Source organism: Streptomyces fractus, assembly GCF_049844455.1.
Lineage (GTDB): Bacteria > Actinomycetota > Actinomycetes > Streptomycetales > Streptomycetaceae > Streptomyces > Streptomyces fractus.
Map to the genome: position 1 here is coordinate 909085 of NZ_JBMYHI010000002.1, position 21821 is coordinate 930905.

The following is a 21821-nucleotide window of genomic DNA, read 5'->3' on the forward strand; positions in this document are numbered from 1 at the left end:
CTATTCGGTGGCGGGGGCGGCCGGTCGGCGCGAGCCGATGAGGGCGACCGCGGCCGCGACGAGAGTGAGAGCGGCGCCGACGATCCACGCGTCGCGCAGGGCGGGCACCGGTGACGCTCCGCCCTGGGCGGCGCTGTCATGGATGACGAGGAGAAGGGCGACGCCGATCGCGATGCCCAGTTGCTTCGCCATGGTGTGCACGGCGGAGCCGGAGGCGTAGAAAGCCTGCGGGATGGCGGAGGAGACCTGGCCCGCGAACGCCGCCATCGCCACGATCGTGCCGATGGAGGTCAGCATCGAACCGGGCATGACGGCCAGTACGTACGGCAGGTCCGTGGGGGCGGTGAAGATCCACCACGCCATCCCCGCGCCGAGGACGACACAGCCCAGGGCGGCGGTGCGGGGCAGACCGATGCCGCGCGCCATGCGTCCGGTGAGCATGGCGAAGATCGGCATCAGCACGGTGCCCGGTGCGATGGCCAGGCCGGTCTGGATCGCCGAGTAGCCGCGCACGTTCTGCGTCCACAGCACGACCGAAAGGAGCATGACGGCGAATCCCGCGCTGTAGACGAACGCGGCGACGTTGGTGCGGACGTAGACGGGCAGGGCGAGCAGTTCGCGCGGGACGACGGGTGAGGCGTGCCGCAGGTTGCGCAGCACGGCGATAGCCAGCATGACCGCCGCACAGGCGAATCCGAGCAGCGTGGTGGCCGAGCTCCAGCCCGCTTCGGGGGCTTCGACGAGGGCGAACACCGCGCCGCCCGCGAAGAGGGCCACGGCCAGGGCACCGATGAGGTCGGGGCCGGGGGCGGTGGTGGAGCGCGGCGACGATGCGGGCAGCACGCGGGTTCCCACGACGACGGCAAGGGCGCCGATCGGCACGTTGATCAGGAAGACCAGGCGCCAGTCGGACTGGACGAGCAGTCCGCCGACCACGGGGGCCATGGCCGCGGCGATGCCGCCGGCCGCCGTCCAGCTGCGCACGGCGCGCTGTTGCCGCTCGGGCGGGTTCACCTGCAGCAGCAGGCCCATGGACGTCGGGGTGAGCGCGGCGGCGCCGAGCGCCTGCACCGCGCGTGCCGCGATAAGGACGGGAAGGCTCGGCGCGAGCGCGCAGGCTCCGCTCGCCAGGGTGAACAGCACGAGCCCGGCGAGGAAGGTCTGCTTGCGGCCGAGGTGGTCGGCCAGCCGCCCCGCGGGGATCAGCGCAGCGGCGTAGAGGATCGTGTAAGCGTTGAGCGTCCAGCTGACGACCGCGTTGTCGTAACCGGGGAACTCGTGCTCGATCGCGGGGAAGGCGACGTTCACGATCATCATGTCGAGGCTGGTCAGCACGAACCCGCAGCACAGGACGGCGAAGACGATCGCTCGGCGGCGGTCGGCCACCTTGTCCACCGGTCGGGCGGCGGCGACGGCAGGCGTTTCGGTGCTCATGGTCGGTTCTTTCGGTTGTGTGCGGTCGGGTCGTCGCCGTCGTACGGCCGCTTCATCGGATGACGCCCTTGGTCGTCATCAGGTGCTCGGACAGGTAGCCGTCGTGGGGCACACCCGGTTTCATCCAGGTCGTGGCATGGGCGCCGATGTAGACGTTGGAGATGCTCGGTTCGTCCAGGAGCCGCTGGGCGAACTCCGTGTCCTCGGTGATCGCGGTGACGACGAGGGAGCCGGCCAGCGGCCCGATCCCCTCGGCGCGGTCGAACGGAGCGATCCATACGCAGGGAAAGGGCAGCTCCGCGCCGAGGACCGGGGCGCGGGCGTCGGGCGCGACGCGGACGACGGGACGCAGCACCGCCGTGCCCGGCCGCACGATCTCGACGAGCTCGGACGGTCCGTGGCCGGTGGTCCCCGCGGCGATCTGCCCCACGTGGTCGGCCAGTTGACGGGCCGTCGCCTCCGGCAGCTCGACGCGCGGGTGCTCGGCGGCGTACGCGGCGAGCCGCTCGGCGAGCGCGGCGGCGAAGGCGTCGGCCGTGGCGGCGTCCCCCCCACGAGCACCGCGGTGGTGCAGGTGCAGGCGGCGCCCCCGAGACCCGCGACGGACGCGGCGACGGTGTCGAGGTGCTCACGCCAGTCGACGTCGTCCGTGACGAGTGTCTTGGAGCGGCCGGGCCCCTGGGTGAGCACCGCCGGGTTCGCCGCGTACTTGTCGACGACGGCCTGGCCGCCGTAGACCAGCGCCCGGTCGGCCTGTTCGATGAGTGCGTCGGCGACGTCGTGCCCGGTGGGCAGCAGTGCCACCTGCTCGGCGAGGCCCGCCTCGCGGAAGGCGCGCACGAGGCGTTGCGGCGTGAAGGGTTCGCGGCTCGAGGGCCGCACGGCGACCGCGTAGCCGAGGGCCAGCGCGCTGGGCCAGAGGCTGTGCACGCCGGGCGTGTTGCCCGAGGCGTGCACGGCGAGGGTCCTCCCCGGCGCGCCCAGTAGGCCGCGCCGTCCCGCAGGCGGGGGTCGTCGATGTCGGTGACCGCGCCGCGGGGAATCTCCTGGGCGAGCGTGTCCGGCAACGCGCGCAGCGTCCGGGCGATGGCGGCGACCGAGGCGTGGGCGATGGCCCTCGGCACGCCGGCGCAGCGGCTGACCAGGTCGAGGTAGTCGTCGACCGTGCGGCCCTCCAGCACGGCGTTCTCGAACAGGTCGGCGGCCTTGGCGAGCAGCTCCAGGCGCCGCTCGTACGGCAGCACGGGGGCCTGTGCCAGGCGGGCGAAGGCGCGGGTGACATAGAGCCGGGGGACCTCGCTGATGGTCCCGATCTCCGTGCCGTCGGGCAGTGTGAGCGGCCTGCCGACGCGGGCCCGGTACTCACCGGCCCCGGTGATCGCGTCCACGTGGGTGAACTCGGCCGTGCTGTGGGGGGTGTTCATGATCAGTGGACCCCTTCGGTCTCAGTAGACCCCTTCGGTGACGGCGGAGCCGTCGAAGGTCTGTACCGGCGCCACATCGGCGACCGCGTCCCCGATGTGTCCGTCCTCTGCGGGCGTACGGACCGCGGTGTCGCGTTCCAGGTTGTTGGGGATCAGGGCGTACTTGGTGATGTGGTTCATGACGATCTGCCCGCGCTCCCCGTACGCGACCGGTCGCCCGGTCTGCGGGTCGACGACCCGGAAGAACACATACGGGGAGAACGGGTCGAACGTCGCGAGACCCGAGGGCTGTTCGTCCTTGCGCTCCACGGCGACGCTGAGGATGGTCGTACTGCCGTAGCCGCCGACGATCGGGATCCCGGGGAACACCTCCTCGCGCAGGATGGCGCGGGTGTCGGGATCCATGTGCGCGCCGCCCCAGGCGATGCGCTTGACCTTCGAGCGGACGAGGTCGACGAGCTCGGGGCGTTCGGCGATCTTCGTCAACAGAACGGGAATCGTCTGGATCATTCCGACGTCCTGGGTGGCCAGGATGTCGGCGGTCTGGTCGACCAAGTGGTCGACATAGGCGCCGAGTTCGTCGGCCCGGCCGCGCTCGATCAGCTTCTTGACCCACCGCGGGTCGACGTCGATGGTGAACCGCTTGCCGCCCAGGGCGTGCGACTGCCGGACCGTGACCTCGCCGATCATGTGCGGTCCCGACGGTGTCGTGGCGAGCAGGTTGACACCCGAACCACCAAGCCCCGAGGCGGCCTTGCGGCCCGCCCAGGCGAGGTAGCGGGAGAACCACTCCTCGAACATCAGGAACCGCTTGGGCCGGCCGGTGGTGCCGCCGCTCTCGAAGATGGCCGCGATCTTCGCGTCCCCGAGGCCCCGGGGCACCAGTTCCTCGGCGCTGACATCACGGAACTCGTCGATGAGGTTGGGGAACAGGGCGAGGTCCTCGACGGACTTGACGTCGGTCAGGGGGTCGAAGTCCAGCCGGGCCCTGCGTTCGAGCCAGAACGGCGAGCCCGTCTCGGGGCCGAAGTGCCATCGCATGAGGGTGCGTACGTAGGCGTCGGTGTCGGTGACCTTCTGCTGCGTCGGGTCGACGTCGAGAATCGACCAGTCGTGCGCGGCGGCGTCGGACATCGCTGGATCCTTTCGAACGGTGGGTGCATCACGAAAGAGGTGCGGGGGCGGGTACGCGCGTCAGCCACGTGGAGCGGCGGGGCCCACTTTCTGTACGAGCGCGGCCGACCAAGTGAAGCCGCCGCCACCGCCGATGACGAGCGCGTACTGTCGCTCGTCGATCAGCTCGGTGCGGCGCAGGTGGTCCAGGTTGGCGAGGAAGTCGCCCGCTCCCAGGTGCCCCGTCGTACGGCGTTCGCAGCGCAGGGTGGGCCGCAGGCGCGAGTCGATCGCCCCGGAGTACATGAGGTCGAGGACCTTGGGGCTCAGCCGGGGAAGCATCGTGGCCCGTACGTCGCTGACGCGGATGCCCGCGGTGGCGATGACGTCAGCGACGAGTTCACCGATGGTCTTGACGGCCGTGTCGCGGAACTCCTCGGTGCCACCGGAGCGCTCGAAGAAGGCGCGCTTGGTGGCCTTGACGTCGACGGCGGGCCTCAGTCGGTGTGGTGTGGTCCCGAATGCGTCGCCCTCGCGGTACATGGCCTCGAACCGCGACCGAGCCCGTGAGCCGAGGGCGCGGATGCGCAGGGCGTGCGTGTGCGGGCCGGGGCCAGGAGCGAGAATCGCACAGGTGCCGCCGTCCCCGTAGACGGTGTCGTAATCGCTGCCCCAGCGGTCAAAGCCGGGGCCGCCGAAGGTGTCCGCCGTAGTGGCCACGCTCAGGGCCGGGTCACCCGGCCCCGCGGACCGGATCCGCCTGACGGCGATGTCCAGGGCAGCGGCGCCGCCGTTGCACATCTGCCCGATGGCCATCGGGACGCACTGCTGGAATCCCGCCTCGTGTGCGATGAAGTGGGCGGGGGACCAGAAGTCGTGTCCCTGGTAGTAGATGTGACTGTGCATCAGGTAACCGACGTGATCGGGGTCGATGCCCGCTTCGACGGCGGCCTGGTGTGCCGCGGCCGCGGCGAGCACAGGCGCCGGTTCCGCACCCACATGCACGCTCTCCACATCCAGGCGGTTCGCCTCCTCGCGCGAGATCCGCCCCTGGCGCACGGCATCGGTGGAGCGCTCCACGCCCACCGGGAGCTCGACCGCGCTGCCGACGAGAAAGGCATCCGCCCCGCCCGGGGCCGCGCGTAATGACTCGGGCCGGGAACCCATGACGTCCCCCTGGTCGGCCGTCACGACCGGGCCCCCTCCGGGATCGCGGCCCCGAGCTGTCCGTACAGGTCGAGTTGGTCGTCGGTCAGCCAGTACTCGGCGATACGGCGGCCCTCGAGCCGCAGAATGTCGACGCCCCGGATCGACACCTCCGTGCCGGCCGGCGCGGTCGCCGTCGCCGGAACGCCGCCCTGCCACGTGCCGGTGAAATGCCAGCGCGCCATGACGAACCGGTCCTCCATGAGCCACGGACCGAGTTCCGCGACGAAGCGGGCGCCCGGCCGGTAGCAGTTCCGGAAGCCGGCGATCCACTGCGTCACGTCCTCGCGGGTGCTCAGCGACGCCGACGGCGGCATCCCGAACGTGGGCAGGTGGACGGTCACGCCATCGGCGATGAAGGTGGCGGGATCCGCCTCCCCCGTACCGTTCCACAAGCCCGTCCAGGATTCCCAGATCTCGCACCCGAGGCCGCCCGACGGAATGTCGACCGAGGGCCGTGTCGCTCGCATCGTTCTTCTCCTTCAATGTCGGCACTCAGGAGCCGCTCGAAGAATTTCGCCGTCCGGTTCCGCTTTCGAGAACCGACCACACCTGCAGAAACGTGAAGTAATTCAGGCGCGCAATTCGAACCGCGCGCCGGATTGGCTCAGACCAGTCGCGAACGCTCGGGCCACAGCACGTGGCGGCCGTGATCCGATGCACATGACTGTAGCCCGTCCCGTCGAGCACCGCAAGCACTAAGTAAGTAGCTACATACAAGTTGGTGAGACCCTCGAAGAACCTGATGACCTGCATCTTCATGGGTTCGCGAGAGGCCCTGCACCCCACAGATGCCTACTTCTAGTTAGTGATAACTTTCCACTTCGTACCCGCCCCGCAACCGGAAGGCCGGCCTCGGCCGCGGCGTCCGACCGAGCACCCCCTGCCCCCTCTCCCGGCCCACCACGTATGACACAATGAGCCATGCAAAAAACTCGTATGTCATCGACCGAACGGCGGGCGCAGATTCGCGATATCGCCATGCTCGAGTTCTCCCGGACCGGACTCTTCGGGACTTCCGCCGAGGTCATTGCACGCGCGGCCGGAGTAACGCAGCCGTACATTTTTCGACTGTTCGGCAGCAAGACGAGACTCTTCGTCGAATGCGTCCAGATCTCGTTCACCCAGTCGACGGCGCGCATGCTGGACGCCGCCGAGGGGCTGTCCGGTGTCAATGCGCTCGTCGCGATGGGAAACCAGTACCGGTCCAACCTGGAGAACAACCCCGACGTACTGATCCAGGGGCAGGCCTTCGCCGCCTGCGCCAACGAAGAGGTACGCGAGGCCGTCCGGGAGGCATACGGGAATCAGTGGCGCCAACTGGCCGAGCAGGCAGGGGTGGAGCCCGTCCAGATGAAGGTCTATATGGCGCTCGGACTGCTGCTGAACGACTTGACGGTGATCGACGCCAAGTCGTCCGCGAGCGCCGATGAACAGTGGGTGCACGACGCCTACACCGTCATCGACTCCTCCGTCTTCGCCGCGCTGGGGACATTGAGCAACGTCGAGAGATGAGCCGGCGCCTGCGACCGCGGGGGCTACACGTCGATCACCAGATCCTCCCGCGGCGTCGAACAGCACAGCAGGATCTTGTTGTCGGCGATCTCGCGGGGGCGGATGCCGCCCGCGTGGTGCATGTCGACGGAGCCGGACACGAGGGTCGTCTTGCAGGTTCCGCACATGCCCTGCGCGCAGGAGGCGGGGAGCGTGATGCCCTCGCGGGCGGCGGCCGTCAGGACGGGGGTCTCGGCGTCGCACTCGACGGTGCGTCCGGTGCGGGCCAGTTGGACCTTGAAGCCGGTGCCGACGGCGGGCACCGGTTCCGCTGCCGCCGGCGGCTCGAAGGTGAAGCTCTCCTCGTGGTGGTGGGACATGTCGAAGCCGTCGGAGGCGAGCATCTCGCGCACGGCCCGCATGTAGCCCGCCGGTCCGCAGGTGAACACCTCGCGTTCGGTGAGGTCGGGGACGAGGGAGCGCAGCACCTGGGTGTTCAGCTGGTCACCCTGGTCGTCGAGCAGGTGGCGTACCCGGAAGTTGGGTGACGCGGCCGCGATGAAGTCGAGTTCGCGGCGGAAGATGACGTCGTCGAAGGTGCGGGCGCTGTGGACGAAGACGACGTCCACGGGGTGGGCCAGGTCGTACAGCGTGCGGGTCATCGACATCAGCGGGGTCACACCGCTGCCTGCCGAGAGGAACAGGTACTTGGGGGCGGGGTGCCGGCTGATGGTGAACCGGCCGAGGGGGCCGCGCGCCCACACCGTGCCGCCGGGGGTCAGGTGGTCGTGCAGCCAGCTGGACACATGTCCGCCCGGGACGCGTTTCACCGTGATGGTGGCGAGGTCGGGGCGGGTGGGCGCCGAGGAGAGGGTGTAGCAGCGCTCGACGGGCTCGCCGTCGATGTCCAGGCAGAGGGTGAGGAACTGGCCGGGGTCGTGGCGGAACAGCCGCGGTTCGGTGGGGGCGAGGACGAAGGTCCGCACGTCCGCCGTCACGTCGTGGACCTGCCGACACACCAGCAGGCCGTCGGCCCAGGCGGGCGGAAGTCCCGCCGCCGTAAGTGTCGCTGTCGTCATGGCCCCTCCATGTGCGCTTCGAGGCGGGTGATGTACCAGGTGACGAAGGACTCGACCTGCGATTCGGTCGGGCTGTAGGGACCGGGTGCGTACGCGGGGCTGCGCACGCCCAGTTGGGCCCGGGAGACGAAGACCGCGTCCTGTTCGTTGGTGGCCACCCACACGCCGGTCAGGGTGTCGAGGTCGTAGTCGACGCCCTCCTCGGCGTCCGCGTGCACGAGCCATGTGGTGCGTACGAGGGTGCGGTCGGCGGCGAGCGGGATGACGGAGAACAGCACCGCGTGGTCGGCCGAGAAGTGGAACCAGGCGTTGGGTTGCAGGTGGAGGCCGAGGTGGCCGAGGCGCGCGGTCGGGAAGTCGGCGAGCAGGCGGCGCACGGCGGCCTTGCCGTCGGGGGTGAAGGACTCCCCCGCGAGGTCGAGCGGTTCGCGCTGGACGCGGAACCCGGTGGGACGGTCGACCAGTTCCTCGATGGTGGCGTGGGGCAGGCCGAGGGACTCGTACGTGGCACGGGCCTCGGCGTCGGCCTTCTGGAAACGCTCGAAGGTGGCCCGCATGCCCGGCGGCACCTCGTCCTCGGTGAAGTTGTAGAGCGGGAAGTAGCAGCGCTGGAGTTCGGGGTGGCCCGCGCAGTGGTAGCACTCGCGGTTGTTCTCCATGGTGAGCTTCCAGTTGCCGTGCTCGACGAGGTCGATCCGCTGGGCCACCTTGGCGCGCGCCAGGTTGTGCGGCGCGAGGTAGGGCTCGACGCGGGAGGCGAACTCGTCGAAGTCTGCGGGTGGTTCGGCGGCCAGGGACAGGAAAACGAGGCCTGCGACCGTGCGTACGTGGACGGCGCGCAGGCCGAAGCAGGAGCGGTCGAAGTCGGGCGGCTGCGACTCGGCGTGCAGCAGCGTCCCGTCGACTCCGTACGTCCAGTGGTGGTAGCCGCAGACGATGTTGCCGACGGAGCCGCACTCGTCGTTGAGGATGCGGGCGCCCCGGTGGCGGCACACGTTGTGGAAGGCCCTCACCTCTTCTTCGTCGTCGCGGACGACGATGACGGAGTACGGGCCGACGGTGACGGTGACGTAGTCGCCGGGTTCGGGGAGTTCCGCCTCGGCGGCCGCGAAGATCCAGCTGCGGGCGAAGACGGCGTCGACGTCGAGGCGGAAGAACGCGTCGCTGACGTAGAAGGGGGCTTCGAGGCTGTGTCCTGGGGTGCGGCGGGCGACGAGGTCGGCGGGGGTGGTTTCGGTGGCGGTGTCGGTGCCGGGGGTGTGAACAGTCATGGTGTGTCGCTCCGGAGGCTCGTCAGACCGGCAGGCACAGGCGCAGCGCGTCGTACACGGCGGCGTGGATGTTGCGGCTGGTGACCGCGTCGCCGATGCGGAACAGCTGGTAGCGGCCCGCCTCGTTGCGGACGACGGTCTGTGCCTCGCGGGCGAGGAGGGCCCGGTGGTCGACCTCGCCGAGGTTGCGGGAGGCGGGCAGCAGGTCGGTGTACAGCTCGTCGTTGGGGAGGGTGCCGTGCTCGACGACGACGTGGTCGACGACGCGTTCGGTGTCGGTGCCGGTGTACTCGCTGAACAGGGTGGCCACCAACCGGCCGCTCCCGTCTCCGTCGCGGCCCCGGCGCACGGAGCGCAGGCGTCGGGTGAGCGTGACGGTGACGTCGTGCTCGGTGAACGCCCTTAGATACGCAGGGGAGTTCATGCTGCCGACGTCGGGCGCGAGGGTGCGTTCCGGCGTCACATACTCCAGCCGGACGCCGTGCGTGGCGAGGAGTTCCGCGGCGTCCATGGCCGGGTAGCCGCCGTGGTCGTCGTAGATCAGGACGTCGCTGCCGGGGCGCGGGCGCAGGGAGCCGGACATCACGTCCCAGGTGTCCGCGACGAGCCCATCCCCCTCGGTCAGGAAGGAGCGGTTGGGGAGGCCGCCCGTTGCGATGATGACGAGGTCGGGGTGTTCGGCTAGCACGTCGGACGCTTCGGCGTACGCGCCCAGGCGCAGGTCGACGCCGAGGTGTTTGCACTCAGCTACGCGCCAGTCGACGATGCCGAGGAGGTCGTGGCGGCGCGGGTTCTGGGCGGCGAGCCGGATCTGCCCGCCCGCCTGGTCGCTCGCCTCGAACAGTACGACGTCGTGGCCGCGTTCGGCGAAGACGCGGGCGGCCTCAAGTCCCGCGGGTCCGCCGCCGACGACAACTGCCTTGCGCCGATGCCCGGTTGAGATCGGTACGGTGTGGGGGATCTGGAGTTCACGGCCGGTGGCCGGGTTGTGGATGCACTTGGTGTCGCCGGAGTCGTAGATCGCGTCCAGGCAGTAACTCGCCCCGACGCAGGGGCGGATGCGGTCCTCGTCACCGGAGCGGATCTTGGCGACGAGGTGCGGGTCGGCGATCTGCGCGCGGGTCATGCCGACGAGGTCGAGGAGGCCTTCACGCAGGGCGTGCCGGGCGGTGGCGGGGTCGGCGATACGGGCGGCGTGCATGACGGGGATGTCGAGGCGGCGACGTATCTCGCCGGTGAAGTCGAGGAAAGGGCCGAGCGGTGTACCCATCGAGGGGATCGTCCTCGACAGGGAGGCGTCGGATTCGATGGTGCCGCGGATGGCGCTGACGAAGTCGATGCCGTCGGCGGTGAACTGCTCGGCGGCGGCGATCCCTTCGGCGAAGGCGAGGCCGCCGGGGAGGGCTTCGTCCACCGCCATGCGGATGCCGACGACGAAGTCGGGGCCGACCGCCTCACGCACCGCGCGGATGACCCGCCGGGGGAAGGTCATCCGGCGTTCCAGGTCGCCGCCGTACGCGTCGTCCCGGTGATTGGTCGCCGGGGAGAGGAAGCCGTCGAGGAAGTGGCCGTAGGACTGCAACTCGATGCCGTCCAGGCCGCCTTCCTCGCAGCGCACCGCCGCGGCCGCGTAGTCGGCGACGATCCGGTCCAGGTCCCAGGGCTCGGCGGCCTTGGGGAACGCGCGGTGCGCGGGCTCGCGCAGCGGGGAGGCGGCGACCACCGGCAGCCAGTCCCCCGTGTAGTTGCTGGTACGGCGCCCGAGGTGGGTGACCTGGCACATGACGGCCGCGCCCGCCTCGTGCACGTCGTCGGCGAGCAGGCGCAGCCAGGGGACGATCTCGTCGCGGTAGAGCAGCAGGTTGCCGAAGGAGGGCGGGCTGTCCGGGGAGACGACCGCGGAGCCGCCGATCATCGTCAGGCCGACGCCGCCGCGGGCCTTCTCCAAGTGGTAGGCGCGGTACCGGTCCTTGGGCAGTCCGTCCTCCCCGAAGGCGGGCTCGTGGGACGTGCTGACCACTCGGTTGCGCAAGGTGAGGTGCTTCAGCCGGAAGGGCTGGAGCAGGGGATCCAGGTTCGTGTTCGGTGCGCGCACGACAGCTCCAAGGGAGGCAGGGAAGCTCTGTGGCCCGGACGTGATGACGCGGGGGCAACGGGCATGGCTGCGTGACGACGACGTCGCCACGTTCCCGTTTCGCGATACGAAACAACAACGCGATGCGAGACAAATGTGCGGCGCACGCGACCGCGTCGTCAACCCCTACCGCTGCGTAATCAGCCGCGCCGGATGTAGCCCTTGCGCCACGAGATCTTCTCGCCGGCCGCCACCAGCTGTTCGGCGAGCCCGGAGATCGTGCGGTCGTTGATCCGGAACGTCGGCCCCGACACGGTCACGGTGGCGATGACCTCGCCGTTCAGCGACCTGATGGGGGCGGACAGCGAGGCGAGCCCGATCTCCAGCTCCTCGCTGATGACGCCGTAACCCAGTTCGCGGACCCCCTGCAACTGCTCCTTCAGGAGCGCCGGGTCCGTGATGGTGTGCGGCGTGTACTCCTCCAGCGGCTGCTCGAGGATCCCTGCGGCCTCCGGCTGCGGCATGTGCGCCAGGAAGACCTTGCCCGCCGACGTGGCGTGCAGGGGGGTGCGCTTGCCGACCCAGTCGATGCTGGTGATCGCCGCGTTGCCGAGCACCTGGTCGATGCTGATGACGGCCTCGCCGTCGTACACCGCCACGTTCACCGTCTCGCCCACGGCGACGGCGAGCTCCTGGCAGACCGGCCGGCTCAGCAGCGACAGGTCGTTGCCCTTGGTCGCCCCGCCCGCGAGCTCGACCACCGTGTAGCCGATGCGGTAGCTGCCGCGCTCACTGTCCTGCTCGACGAGGCCGCGCGCTTCAAGGGTGGAGAGCAGCCGGTAGACGGTCGACTTGTGGATGTCGAGGGCGTCGGCGATCTCCGTGACGCCGGACGGCCCCTGCACGGCCAGCACTTGGAGGATCGACACCGCCCGGTCCACCGACTGCACCGACGTGTCCCGCACGCGACCTTTGCTGCTCATACGGGGAGCCTATCCAGGAAGGGCCTGCGCACACCGGCGGCGATCGCGCCGACAGGGCAGCGGGGACCCCGGACAGGCCCTACCTAGCCCCGCTTGACCCGCCCCCGTCGCCAGGAGATCTGCTCGGCGGCCTTCAGCAGGTGCACGGCCAGCGTGGGGACGGTGTCCTCGCGGATGCGGAAGGCGGGGCCCGCGAGGGTCACGGCGGCGACGACCGTGTCGTCCACGGCGCGGACCGGCGCGGCGAGGGAGACGAGGCCGATCTCGTACTCCTCGAACGAGACGGCGTACCCGCGCTCGCGTACGGCGGCGAGCTCCTTCGCGAGGTGCTCCTGGCGGGTGATGGTGCGGGGCGTGAACCGTTCCAGGCGCCTGCCCCGGGGCAATTCCGCGGGGAGCCTCCCGTGCCGGTCCGGGGCCGGGTGGGCGAGGAAGATCTTGCCCGCGGCGCTGGCGTGCAGCGGGCAGCGCCTGCCGACCCAGTCGACGCTGGCGATCGACGCCTCGCCCGCCACCTGGCCCACGGTGACCACGTCGCGGCCCTCGCGCACGGAGACGTTCACGGTGTCGCCCGCCGCCTCGGCCAGCTCCTGGCAGACGGGGCGGCTGAGCAGGAACAGATCGGTGTTCTTCGCGGCCGCGGCGGCGAGTTCGGTGAGCGGGTGACCGATGCGGTAGCGGCCGCGGCCCGCGCCCTGCTCGACGAGACCGCGCGCCTCAAGAGTGGCGAGCAACCGGAACACGGTCGTCTTGTGGACGCCGAGCTGCCCCGCGATCTCGGTGACGCCGCACGGCCCGCGTACGGCCAGGATCTGCAGGACCGACACCGCCCGGTCGACGGACTGGACCGCACGGTCGCGCGCTCGCCCACGGCTGCCGGTCCTCACCACAGCGCCCTCCAGCTCTCCGCCTCGGCGACCCAACTCGCCGCCCGTAGACGTTAATTCGCGGTTGCCCGGATGCAAGAGCCTTGACCGCCGTCAGGATCAACGGCATCGTCACACCGTACTGCACATTTGTTGCGCAATGCGAAACACCAGCCCGGACTTGTTCCAACCGCCCCGCGCGGACCCCTGGAGGTGGGGCACGGTGATAGAAGCAGCACGGCTGAACAAGGTTTTCGAATCCGCCGACAACACGGTGCACGCGGTGCGCGATGTCTCCTTCACCGTCGAACCAGGCGAACTCTTCGTCGTCATGGGCCTATCCGGGTCCGGGAAGTCGACTCTGCTGCGGATGCTCAACCGTCTCATCGAACCGACCTCGGGCGAACTCCGCGTCGACGGCCGGGACTTGCTGACGATGGACGACGCGAACCTGCGCGAGCTGCGCAACCGCAAGGTCAACATGATCTTCCAGCACTTCGCGCTCTTCCCCCACCGCACGGTCCGCGAGAACGCCGCGTACGGCATCCGGCTGCGCGGCGGCACCGCCGCCGAGCGGCAGGAGCGCTCCGACTGGGCGCTGCGCACCGTCGGCCTCGAGAAGTGGGCCGACGCCTATCCCAGCGCTCTGTCCGGCGGCATGCGCCAGCGCGTGGGCCTGGCCCGCGCGCTCGCCACGGACGCCGAAGTCATGCTCATGGACGAGCCGTTCAGCGCGCTCGACCCGCTGATCCGCCGAGACATGCAGGACCTCCTGCTCGGTCTGCAACGCGATCTGCGCCGCACCATCGTCTTCGTCACCCACGACCTCAACGAGGCGATGCGGCTCGGCGACCGGATCATGGTGATGCGGGACGGCGGCGTCGTACAGCTCGGCACCGCGACCGACATCCTCGACTCCCCCGCCGACGACTACGTACGCGACTTCGTCTCCGACGTCGACCGCTCCCGCGTGCTGACCGCCCGCGCCGTCATGCGCGACCCGCTGACGACGGCCGGCCTCGACGACGATCCCCGTGACGTCCTGCGCTCCCTGGCGGACATCGAGGCGGGGGCCGTCTACGTACTCGACACCGACGGACGCGTCGCCGGTGTGGCCCACGACGACGCCGTCGCACGGGCCGCCGAGGCGGGGCACGCCTCGTTGCGCGACAGCCCGGAGTGCCTGACCGACGCGTACGGGCGGGCGGGCCCCGACACGCTGCTCGTGGATCTGTTCGCGGCGGCCGGGCGGTACGCGGTGCCGCTGGCCGTGACGGACGACGACGGGCGGCTGCTCGGCGTCGTGCCCCGCGCGGCGCTGCTCACCGCTCTCTCCGCCCCGCGGGCCCCCAACTCCGTTGAAGCGGACGATACTTCCGAAGCATCAGGCAGCTCACAGGAGGAGGTGGCCGATGCTGTTCAGCGTTGATCTCGGCACCCCGGTCAACAAGGCCGTCGACTGGCTGACCGAGAACCTCAGCGGCCTCTTCGACGCCGTGACCACCGTGATGACGGAACTGGTCAACGCGGTCCTCTTCGTGCTGACGGCTCCTCACATGCTGGTCATCATCGCGGTGTTCACCGTTCTCGCGTTCGTCGCCCGCGGCTGGTTCTTCGCCGTCTACACCCTCGCCGCGTTCCTTCTCATCCAGGGCATGGGGCTGTGGACGCCTGCGATGCAGACGCTCGCCGTCGTGGTGGTCGCCTCGGTCTTCGCCGTGGTCATCGGCGTGCCGATCGGCATCTGGGCCGCCCGCAGTTCCCTGGCCAGCGCCCTGGTCCGGCCCGTCCTCGACTTCCTCCAGACGCTGCCGGTCTTCGTCTACCTCATTCCGGCGGTCTTCTTCTTCGGCATCGGTCTCGTGCCCGGCGTCGTCGCCACCATCGCCTTCGCCATCTCGCCCGCCGTGCGCCTCACCGAACTGGGCATCCGGCAGGTCGATCCGGAGGTCGTGGAGGCCGCGCACGCCTTCGGCGCGAAGCACGGCCAGATCCTGCGAGGTGTCCAACTCCCGCTGGCCCTGCCCTCGATCATGGCCGGCATCAACCAGGTCATCATGCTGGCGCTGTCCATGGTCGTCATCGCCGGCATGGTCGGCGCCGACGGTCTGGGGACGATCGTGGTGCGCGGCATCAGCCAGCTCGACGTCGGGATCGGCTTCCAGGGCGGCCTCGCCGTCGTGTTCCTCGCCATCTTCCTCGACCGCGTCACCAGCGCCCTCGCCACCCCCCGCATACGCCGCCGTCCGGGCCGCGGGCGCACCGGCACGACCCCGGTGGCCGACACGGAGAAGTCGCCCTCTCCCGCCTCGTCCACCACTCCGGTTTCCGCGTGAAGACAGGAGCTCCAGCCATGATCCGCAACCGACGCCGCCGCACCACCTATCTCTTCGGCTGCACCGCCGCCGCCCTCACCCTGCTCGCCACCGCATGCAGCGGAAACACCTCGAAGGTCGAGGGGGGCTCCGACGACAACAGCGGCGGCGGCTCGAAGACGGTCAAGCTGGCCTACGTCGCCGGTTGGGACGAGGGGGTCTCCGCGACCTTCCTGTGGAAGCAGATCCTGGAGGACAAGGGGTACAAGGTCGAGGCCCGCGACCTGGACATCGCCAGCACCTACACGGGCATCGCCAACAAGCAGGCCGACGTCTACCTCGACGCCTGGCTGCCGGTCACCCACGAGACGTACTGGAAGAAGCTCGGCCCCAAGATGGAGAAGCTCGGCACCTGGTACGAGCCGGCCGACCTCAACCTGACCGTCCCCAAGTACGTCAAGGACGTCAACACCATCGACGACCTGAAGGGGAAGGCCGGCGAGTTCGGCGGCAAGATCGTCGGTATCGAGGCGGGCTCGGGCCTGATGCGCCTGACCCGCTCCCCCGTGCTGCCGGACTACGGGCTCAAGAGCGAGTACAAGCTCACCGAGTCCAGCACGTCCGCAATGCTGTCCGCCCTGAAGAAGGCGGTCAACGACAAGAAGCCCATCGTGGTCACGCTCTGGCGTCCGCACTGGGCCTACACCTCGATGCCGCTGAAGGTCCTCAAGGACACCAAGAAGGCCTACGGCAAGCCCGACAAGGTCCAGATGGTCGCCTCCAAGGGCTACTCCAAGGCCAACCCCGAGGTCGCCGGCTGGCTGAAGAACTTCCACCTCACCAGCCAGCAACTGGGCAGCCTGGAACTCCTCCTCCAGAAGAAGGGCACGGGCAACGAACAGGCCGCGGCGAAGGAGTGGATCGCGGACAACAAGCAGTTGGTGGACAGCTGGCTCAAGTAGCCCCACCGGCACGGCACTTCACCGTTCGCCGTCGCGCAGCCGCAGGAGGTACGTGGCGGTGAGCGCCACGGCGCGGTCCTCGTCGGCCGACAGCTCGACGAGGGCGTGTGTCGCCGTCGCCCCGGGGATACCGGCGAGCGCTTGCGTGAGCCGGCCGCGGGCGGGGGCGTCGGTGGCGGGGCGGGCGAGGCGGCCGAGGCGATCGACGAGCGCGGTCGCGATGCGCTCCGCCGGTGCGGTGCGCTCCGCTGGTGCGGTCCCGTCCGCCGGTGTGTTGCCGTCCGCCGGTGTGTTGCCGTCCGCTGGTGTGTTGCCGTCTGCCGGTGCGGTGGCGTCCGCCGGTGCGGTGCGCTCCGCCGGTGCGGTCCCGTCCGCCGGTGTGTTGGCGCCCGCCGGTGCGGTCCCGTCCGCCGGTGCGGTCCCGTCCGCCGGTGCGGTGCCGTCCGCCGGTGCGGTGCCGTCCGCCGGTGCGGTGGCGTCCGCCGGTGCGGTCCCGTCCGCCGGTGCGGTCCCGTCCGCCGGTGCGGTCCCGTCCGCCGGTGCGGTCCCGTCCGCCGGTGCGGTGCCGTCCGCTGGTGTATTGCCGTCTACCGGTGCGGTCCCGTCCGCCGGTGCGGTGCCGTCCGCTGGTGTATTGCCGTCTACCGGTGCGGTCCCGTCCGCCGGTGTCGTGCCGTCCGCCGGAGTGGTGCCGCTCGCCAGTACGCTCAGCGCGTCCGCCGCGTCGGTGTCGTTCCTGCCTGCCACGATCATGTCGAGCAGTTCCGGGACCGCGTCGGCCGAGCCCCGGTTGCCGAGTGCCACTGCGGCGCGCCCCCGGACCACGGCGTCGGTGCTCGCGAGGACGCGTCGCAGCTCCGCGGTGGCCTCGTCGCCCGGCAGTTCGGCGACGCACTCAGCGGCCCGCTCCCGTACGGCGCCGAGCGGCGAGCCGAGCGCCTCCACCAGGAGCGGCAGGCTGTCGGCGCCGCCCGTGCGCACCAGCGCCCAGCGCAGGGCCCCGGCGACATTCGTGTCCGTCTCGCTCAACACCGCCTCGACCAGGGCCTCCACGGGCATCGCGTCCTGGCCGCCCGACGAAAGGGCCGCACGCTGCCGGGCGTCGGCGTTCTTCGAGCTCAACGCCTGGAGCAGCGCGACGACTTGGAGGACGTCCTCCCAGCCGCCGGGCTCCGCGGCGTCGATCCGGTTGAGGCGCGTGAGCAACTCGGTCTCGGCCGCGATGCGTTCACGCGTCTGCCGGATGAGATCACCGACGAGCGCCGAGGGCGTGAAGCCCGGTTCGTCGAGCGCGCGCCCGATCTCGCGCAGTGAGAGCCCCAGTGAGCGCAGACTCTCGATGTGGAAGATCCGCCGGATGTCGTCGCCCGAGTACTCCCGGTACCCGGAACCCGTGCGCTGCGAGGGCCGCACGAGGCCCAGCGACTCGTAATGCCGCAGCATGCGGGCACTGACCCCGGACCTTCGCGCCACCTCACCGATCAACACACTTCATCGTCCATCACGGGAGCCCCGTCGAGGGCCACGACGCGCTTCGCCTCCTCGATCGCGAAGCCGAACCCGGTGTCCGGGTCGCGCAGCACCTGTTGCGTGGCGAGGGCGTGCGCGCGCACGTCCGGGTCGGATGCCGTCGCCGCGGCGCGCAGTACGGGGGCCACCACGTCGCCGAGGTCGACGAGGGCCCGGCCCAGGCTGAGCTGCGTGTCCCGGCCGCCCCGGCCGAGCTGCGTCGCGAGCAGGGCGGCGAGGTCGGCCTTCGCGCCGGCCTCCTCCTCGTCCTCCGGTACGAGGACGACGGCGGCCCGCCAGGCACTGCGCGCCACATCGTCGTCGGGGTCCGTCAGCAGCTCCCGCGTGATGACCGGCCAGGCGCTCCGGTCGCCGATCTTGGAGAGCGTGTGCAGCGCCTGGCCGCGCGCCTGCGCCGGCCCCGACCGCACCTCGCGCACCAGCGCGGGGAGCGTCAGGGCCGCCGGGTGGCGGGTGAGCGCCCAGGTCAGCATGTCGCGGACGAAGAACTCCGGCTCGACCGCGCATCGCTCGACGAGCTTGCCGACGAACTGCGGGTCGGGCGCCGAGCCGACCGCCATCGCGGCCCGCAGCCGCACCGACGCGTCGCCGGCCTCCAGCCCCCGCAGCGCGCGCGAGGCCTCCGTGTCCTGCCCAGTGATCGTCATAGAGACCACCTCCTCGGCAAGCAGTGAAGACCTTGTCACCGTGTCAAGGTCAAACGCGCAGCGGCGGCACCGCCGGGACCTCGATCGCGTTCTCGATGTCGGCGTCCGTCAGCTTGAAGGCCTCGGGGTAGGCATCGCGGCGGGTGCGGCGGTCGGGTTCGCTCGTGCGCCAGGTGTAGAGGCAGCGGGTGCACTGGAGCACGTCCCACACGCCGGGGACGGGGGACGTGGCGATGCGGGTGACGGTGTCGGCGGGACAGCGGGGGCACTCGGCGCCGTCAACCAGCTTGCTGTTCATGGGAGTTGGCCTTTCTTGAGGGAAGGAGGGCTGCGGCGGAGGGTCAGTGGCGGGCGGCGATCATGTTCTGGAGACGCGTCGCCCACTCGGCCGTCTCGGGCAGGTCCTTGGCCGGTGTGGAGAAGTTGCCGCGGACGTCGGGTGCCACCGGGGTCGTCGCGTCGATGATCATCTTGCTGGTGATGCCGGCGGGCTGGGCGGCGGGCGCGAGTTCGAGGACCGACAGGTTCGGGATGACGACGACGTCGTCCTTCGGGTTGACCTTCGCCGACATGGCCCACATGACCTGCGGCAGGTTGAACGGATCCACGTCCTCGTCGACGACGATCACCTGGGCCACGTATCCGAGCCCGTGCGGAGTCGTCATCGCGCGCATGCCGACGGCCTTGGCGAAGCCGCCGTACCGCTTCTTCGTCGAGATGACCACCATCAGTCCGTGCGTGTACATGGCGTTGACGGCCTGCACCTCGGGGAACTCCGCGCGCAGCTGCTTGAGCAGCGGCACACATGTGTTGGGGCCGACGAGGTAGTCGCACTCGGTCCACGGCATGCCGAGGTAGAGGGACTCGAAGACCGGGTTCGTGCGGTACGAGACGCGGTCGACGCGGATGACGGGCATGCGGCGGCCGCCCGAGTAGTGTCCGGTGAACTCGCCGAAGGGGCCCTCGATCTGCCGCTTGCGCGACTCGATGACACCCTCGATGACGACCTCGCTGCCCCACGGCACGTCGAAGCCGGTGAGCGGTGCGGTGGCGATCGGAGCGGGCGCGCCGCGCAGCGCGCCGGCCATCTCGTACTCGCTCTGGTCGTACGCCATCGGCATGCCGGCGACGATCGCCATCACCGGGTCGTTGCCGAGGGTGATGGCGATGGGCAGGTCCTCGCCGACCTCCTCGGCCTTGCGCAGGTGCTGGGCGACGTCGTGCATCGGGACGGGCTGGAAGGCGAGGCGGTTCGCGCCGATGACCTCGATGCGGTACGTGCCCACGTTCTGCTTGCCGAAGTTGTCCGGGTCCTCGGGGTCGCGGGAGACGACGGCGGCCTTGTCGAGGTAGAAGCCGCCGTCACCGTCGTTGAGGCGGAAGAGCGGCAGGACCGAGAAGAGGTCGACGTCCTCGCCCTCCTGCGTGTTCTCGCGCCACGGCGCGTCCTCGCGGCGTTCGGGAGCGACGGGGAAGGCGTCCCAGCGCCGTGCGAACTCCTCGACCTGCTCCTTGACCGGCGTGTTCTTCGGCAGTCCGAGCGCGAGGGCGTGGTTGGCCCAGGAGCCGTGCACGTTCAGCGCGATGCGGGCGTCGGTGAAGCCCTTGACGTTGTCGAACCAGAGGGCGGGCGCATTCTCGCCGATGCGGCCCGTCGCGTTGGCGGCCGCCGCGAGGTCGGGCTCGGGCAGCACCTCTTCGGAGATGCGCAGTAGCTGCCCCTCCTTCTCCAGGGTGCCGAGGAAGCTGCGCAGATCGTCATAGGGCATGAGTAACTCCTGAGTTCTGTACGGACGTTGTGGGCCCCTCGGCGAAGGCGGCGCGAGCGGAACGGGCGGTGCGGGCGGCGCGCATGCCGGCCCAGCGCTCGGCGGCGGGGGCGGGCAGGTCGAACTGGTCGAGGACCCGGGCGACGATGTGGTCGACGATGTCGTCGATGGTGCGCGGGTTGTTGTAGAAGGCGGGCATGGGCGGCACCAACTGGACTCCCATGCGGGCGAGTTCGAGCATGTTCCGCAGATGGATCTCGCTCAGTGGTGTCTCGCGCGGGACGAGGACGAGCTTGCGCCGCTCCTTGAGGACGACGTCCGCGGCCCGGGCCACGAGACCTTCGGCGTAGCCCGCGCTGATCCCCGCGAGGGTCTTCATCGAGCACGGCACGATGACCATGCCGTCGGTGCGGAACGAACCGGAGGAGATGGTGGCGCCCTGGTCGTCCGGATGGTGTGTCACGTCGGCGAGCGCCGACACCTGTGCCACCGACAGGCCGGTCTCCAGCTCGATCGTGGTGCGCGCCCAGCGGGAGAGCACCAGGTGCGTCTCCACCTCCGGCAGCTCGCGCAGACACTCGAGCAGCCGGACACCGAACGGGGCTCCCGTCGCCCCGGTCATTCCCACGACCAATCGCACAGGGCACTCCTCACACGTCGCTGACCTGTGCTTTCACGCTAGGCGGCGGGGCGGGGGCGGCAGCGGTACGCTCGGGACTCACGATGGGGAAAATCAGACAGGTACGGACCACGGGCCGCGTGGACCGCTCGGAACGCCCGGACGTCCAGGACCTCGAGTACACGCCGAACGTCGGCGCGCCGACCGGTGTGGAGGTCGAGGAGCTGGCCGACCTCCACGACCGCTCGCTGCGCCACGGCAACGATCCGTACGCGCCGCTGCGCCCCGCGTTCCACCAGTTGATCGGCGCGCGTGAGCGTCCGCTTCAGGTGGCCGTGGACTTCGTCGAGTACGAGCTGCGGCCCGGTTCGTGGCTGTGGATCCGGCCGGGCCAGGTGCAGCGCTTCGGCCCTGGCCTGAGGACGGCGGACGGCGTGGACGTGGTCTTCAAGGCGGGCTTCCTGCCGCCCGCGATCGTCTCGGCCGCGCACATGGACCCGCCGTACGAACAGCGTCCGCTGACACCGCGCGGCGCGGACGCTGAGGGGGTACGCCGGGCCCTCGACCACCTCACGTACGAGTACGGGTCGATGGCCTCGCTCCCCCTGGGCTCACACGTCGAGGCGCTGCGCGCGCTGCTGTCGGTGCTGGTGATACGACTCGCGAAGGTACGCGCCCCGGAGCCTGGCCCGACGGCGGCGTCCGGCACCTTCCACCGCTTCCACGCGGCCGTGGAACGCGACCACGCGGTGACCCGCCGGGTGGAGGACTACGCGGCGGCCCTCGGCTACAGCCCGCGCACGCTGACCCGTGCCACTCTCGCCGCGGCGGGCCGCACCGCGAAGCAGTACGTCGACGACCGGGTCCTCCTGGAGGCCAAACGCCTGCTCTGGCACAGCGGCCTCCCGGCGAAGGAGGTGGCGGTACGACTCGGCTTCGACGACCCGAGCGACTTCACGAAGTTCTTCCGGCTGCGGACCGGGGTGACACCGGGGGCGTTCCGGGCGGGGCCCTGACGGCCCCGGGGGCGCGCCC

General features: G+C 70.4%; 21 protein-coding genes and 1 pseudogene. 6 read left to right on the forward strand and 16 right to left on the reverse strand.

Annotation, left to right across the window (positions count from 1 at the left end):
* The 3 genes and pseudogenes from ACP4E5_RS06230 to ACP4E5_RS06240 all read right to left on the reverse strand — a co-directional run.
* Positions 1-1434, reverse strand: a complete 1434-nt coding sequence (locus tag ACP4E5_RS06230) for an MFS transporter (RefSeq protein ID WP_425825720.1) — start codon at positions 1432-1434, stop codon at positions 1-3.
* A 52-nt stretch (positions 1435-1486) separates the two neighbouring features.
* Entirely contained in the window at positions 1487-1864 is a 378-nt protein-coding gene (locus ACP4E5_RS06235) for a hypothetical protein (RefSeq protein WP_425842174.1), read from the reverse strand.
* Positions 1865-2043: 179 nt separating this feature from the next.
* Positions 2044-2391: pseudogene (locus ACP4E5_RS06240) on the reverse strand (aldehyde dehydrogenase family protein); the annotation flags it as partial.
* Positions 2392-2451: 60 nt separating this feature from the next.
* Here ACP4E5_RS06240 and ACP4E5_RS06245 point away from each other — a divergent pair.
* Positions 2452-2589: a hypothetical protein gene (locus tag ACP4E5_RS06245; protein WP_425825721.1), complete on the forward strand. Its 138-nt coding sequence runs from the start codon at positions 2452-2454 to the stop codon at positions 2587-2589.
* A 290-nt stretch (positions 2590-2879) separates the two neighbouring features.
* Here the strand turns inward: ACP4E5_RS06245 and ACP4E5_RS06250 are convergent, their stop codons facing one another.
* The 3 genes from ACP4E5_RS06250 to ACP4E5_RS06260 are packed head-to-tail and all read right to left on the reverse strand — an operon-like array spanning position 2880 to position 5647.
* Positions 2880-3992, reverse strand: a complete 1113-nt coding sequence (locus tag ACP4E5_RS06250) for an AMP-binding protein (RefSeq protein WP_425825722.1) — start codon at positions 3990-3992, stop codon at positions 2880-2882.
* A 60-nt stretch (positions 3993-4052) separates the two neighbouring features.
* Positions 4053-5162: a 3-oxoacyl-[acyl-carrier-protein] synthase III C-terminal domain-containing protein gene (locus tag ACP4E5_RS06255; RefSeq protein ID WP_425825723.1), complete on the reverse strand. Its 1110-nt coding sequence runs from the start codon at positions 5160-5162 to the stop codon at positions 4053-4055.
* A complete protein-coding gene (locus ACP4E5_RS06260; RefSeq protein ID WP_425825724.1) occupies positions 5159-5647 on the reverse strand; it encodes an ester cyclase in 489 nt (162 codons plus the stop codon). Before ACP4E5_RS06260 ends, ACP4E5_RS06255 begins: the two co-directional genes overlap by 4 nt.
* 469 nt (positions 5648-6116) lie before the next feature.
* Here ACP4E5_RS06260 and ACP4E5_RS06265 point away from each other — a divergent pair, with 469 nt between their 5' ends.
* Positions 6117-6692, forward strand: a complete 576-nt coding sequence (locus ACP4E5_RS06265) for a TetR/AcrR family transcriptional regulator (RefSeq protein ID WP_425825725.1) — start codon at positions 6117-6119, stop codon at positions 6690-6692.
* Between the two features lie 23 nt (positions 6693-6715).
* Here the strand turns inward: ACP4E5_RS06265 and ACP4E5_RS06270 are convergent, their stop codons facing one another.
* The 5 genes from ACP4E5_RS06270 to ACP4E5_RS06290 all read right to left on the reverse strand — a co-directional run bounded on the left by ACP4E5_RS06270 (position 6716) and on the right by ACP4E5_RS06290 (position 12965).
* Positions 6716-7750 (reverse strand): FAD-binding oxidoreductase, encoded by a 1035-nt coding sequence (locus ACP4E5_RS06270; protein WP_425825726.1) that lies wholly within the window; start codon positions 7748-7750, stop codon positions 6716-6718.
* Positions 7747-9021, reverse strand: coding sequence for an aromatic ring-hydroxylating oxygenase subunit alpha (locus ACP4E5_RS06275; protein WP_425825727.1), 1275 nt, complete (start codon positions 9019-9021; stop codon positions 7747-7749). Before ACP4E5_RS06275 ends, ACP4E5_RS06270 begins: the two co-directional genes overlap by 4 nt.
* Before the next feature lie 22 nt (positions 9022-9043).
* Complete coding sequence (locus ACP4E5_RS06280) at positions 9044-11116, reverse strand: oxidoreductase (protein ID WP_425825728.1); 2073 nt, start codon at positions 11114-11116, stop codon at positions 9044-9046.
* A gap of 179 nt (positions 11117-11295) precedes the next feature.
* Positions 11296-12045 carry an IclR family transcriptional regulator gene (locus ACP4E5_RS06285; protein ID WP_425841115.1) on the reverse strand — a complete coding sequence of 250 codons (750 nt, stop codon included), beginning with the start codon at positions 12043-12045 and terminating at the stop codon, positions 11296-11298.
* A gap of 116 nt (positions 12046-12161) precedes the next feature.
* Positions 12162-12965 (reverse strand): IclR family transcriptional regulator, encoded by an 804-nt coding sequence (locus tag ACP4E5_RS06290; RefSeq protein ID WP_425825729.1) that lies wholly within the window; start codon positions 12963-12965, stop codon positions 12162-12164.
* Positions 12966-13167: 202 nt separating this feature from the next.
* Between ACP4E5_RS06290 and ACP4E5_RS06295 the strand changes: the two genes are divergently transcribed.
* From ACP4E5_RS06295 to ACP4E5_RS06305, 3 genes are read left to right on the forward strand one after another with little or no spacing between them, the layout of a single operon-like run.
* On the forward strand, positions 13168-14373 hold the full coding sequence (locus ACP4E5_RS06295; protein ID WP_425825730.1) for a quaternary amine ABC transporter ATP-binding protein: 1206 nt from the start codon (positions 13168-13170) through the stop codon (positions 14371-14373).
* Complete coding sequence (locus ACP4E5_RS06300; protein ID WP_425825731.1) at positions 14357-15280, forward strand: ABC transporter permease; 924 nt, start codon at positions 14357-14359, stop codon at positions 15278-15280. Before ACP4E5_RS06295 ends, ACP4E5_RS06300 begins: the two co-directional genes overlap by 17 nt.
* Positions 15281-15297: 17 nt before the next feature.
* Positions 15298-16221 carry a glycine betaine ABC transporter substrate-binding protein gene (locus ACP4E5_RS06305; RefSeq protein ID WP_425825732.1) on the forward strand — a complete coding sequence of 308 codons (924 nt, stop codon included), beginning with the start codon at positions 15298-15300 and terminating at the stop codon, positions 16219-16221.
* An 18-nt stretch (positions 16222-16239) separates the two neighbouring features.
* Here the strand turns inward: ACP4E5_RS06305 and ACP4E5_RS06310 are convergent, their stop codons facing one another.
* From ACP4E5_RS06310 to ACP4E5_RS06330, 5 genes are read right to left on the reverse strand one after another with little or no spacing between them, the layout of a single operon-like run.
* A complete protein-coding gene (locus ACP4E5_RS06310; protein WP_425825733.1) occupies positions 16240-17664 on the reverse strand; it encodes a HEAT repeat domain-containing protein in 1425 nt (474 codons plus the stop codon).
* A 38-nt stretch (positions 17665-17702) separates the two neighbouring features.
* The gene (locus tag ACP4E5_RS06315) at positions 17703-18398 is read right to left on the reverse strand and encodes a HEAT repeat domain-containing protein (protein ID WP_425825735.1); all 696 of its coding nucleotides are present in this window, start codon (positions 18396-18398) and stop codon (positions 17703-17705) included.
* Between the two features lie 49 nt (positions 18399-18447).
* Positions 18448-18696 (reverse strand): non-oxidative hydroxyarylic acid decarboxylases subunit D, encoded by a 249-nt coding sequence (locus ACP4E5_RS06320; protein ID WP_425825736.1) that lies wholly within the window; start codon positions 18694-18696, stop codon positions 18448-18450.
* 43 nt (positions 18697-18739) lie between these two features.
* Positions 18740-20167 (reverse strand): non-oxidative vanillic acid decarboxylases subunit C, encoded by a 1428-nt coding sequence (gene vdcC, locus ACP4E5_RS06325; RefSeq protein ID WP_425825737.1) that lies wholly within the window; start codon positions 20165-20167, stop codon positions 18740-18742.
* Positions 20157-20807, reverse strand: coding sequence for a non-oxidative hydroxyarylic acid decarboxylases subunit B (locus tag ACP4E5_RS06330; protein ID WP_425825738.1), 651 nt, complete (start codon positions 20805-20807; stop codon positions 20157-20159). Before ACP4E5_RS06330 ends, vdcC begins: the two co-directional genes overlap by 11 nt.
* 119 nt (positions 20808-20926) lie before the next feature.
* Here ACP4E5_RS06330 and ACP4E5_RS06335 point away from each other — a divergent pair, with 119 nt between their 5' ends.
* Positions 20927-21802, forward strand: a complete 876-nt coding sequence (locus ACP4E5_RS06335; protein ID WP_425825739.1) for a helix-turn-helix transcriptional regulator — start codon at positions 20927-20929, stop codon at positions 21800-21802.
* Positions 21803-21821 lie beyond the last annotated feature (19 nt).

Bases quoted from the DNA above. Each gene is read 5' to 3' on its own strand.
- ACP4E5_RS06305 (WP_425825732.1), top strand. From the start codon at position 15,298: ATGATCCGCAACCGACGCCGCCGCACCACCTATCTCTTCGGCTGCACC.
- ACP4E5_RS06300 (WP_425825731.1), top strand. From the start codon at position 14,357: ATGCTGTTCAGCGTTGATCTCGGCACCCCGGTCAACAAGGCCGTCGAC.
- ACP4E5_RS06275 (WP_425825727.1), bottom strand. From the start codon at position 9,021: ATGACTGTTCACACCCCCGGCACCGACACCGCCACCGAAACCACCCCC.
- ACP4E5_RS06310 (WP_425825733.1), bottom strand. From the start codon at position 17,664: ATGCTGCGGCATTACGAGTCGCTGGGCCTCGTGCGGCCCTCGCAGCGC.
- ACP4E5_RS06270 (WP_425825726.1), bottom strand. From the start codon at position 7,750: ATGACGACAGCGACACTTACGGCGGCGGGACTTCCGCCCGCCTGGGCC.
- ACP4E5_RS06320 (WP_425825736.1), bottom strand. From the start codon at position 18,696: ATGAACAGCAAGCTGGTTGACGGCGCCGAGTGCCCCCGCTGTCCCGCC.
- vdcC (WP_425825737.1), bottom strand. From the start codon at position 20,167: ATGCCCTATGACGATCTGCGCAGCTTCCTCGGCACCCTGGAGAAGGAG.
- ACP4E5_RS06315 (WP_425825735.1), bottom strand. From the start codon at position 18,398: ATGACGATCACTGGGCAGGACACGGAGGCCTCGCGCGCGCTGCGGGGG.
- ACP4E5_RS06245 (WP_425825721.1), top strand. From the start codon at position 2,452: ATGTCGGTGACCGCGCCGCGGGGAATCTCCTGGGCGAGCGTGTCCGGC.
- ACP4E5_RS06265 (WP_425825725.1), top strand. From the start codon at position 6,117: ATGTCATCGACCGAACGGCGGGCGCAGATTCGCGATATCGCCATGCTC.
- ACP4E5_RS06250 (WP_425825722.1), bottom strand. From the start codon at position 3,992: ATGTCCGACGCCGCCGCGCACGACTGGTCGATTCTCGACGTCGACCCG.
- ACP4E5_RS06230 (WP_425825720.1), bottom strand. From the start codon at position 1,434: ATGAGCACCGAAACGCCTGCCGTCGCCGCCGCCCGACCGGTGGACAAG.
- ACP4E5_RS06260 (WP_425825724.1), bottom strand. From the start codon at position 5,647: ATGCGAGCGACACGGCCCTCGGTCGACATTCCGTCGGGCGGCCTCGGG.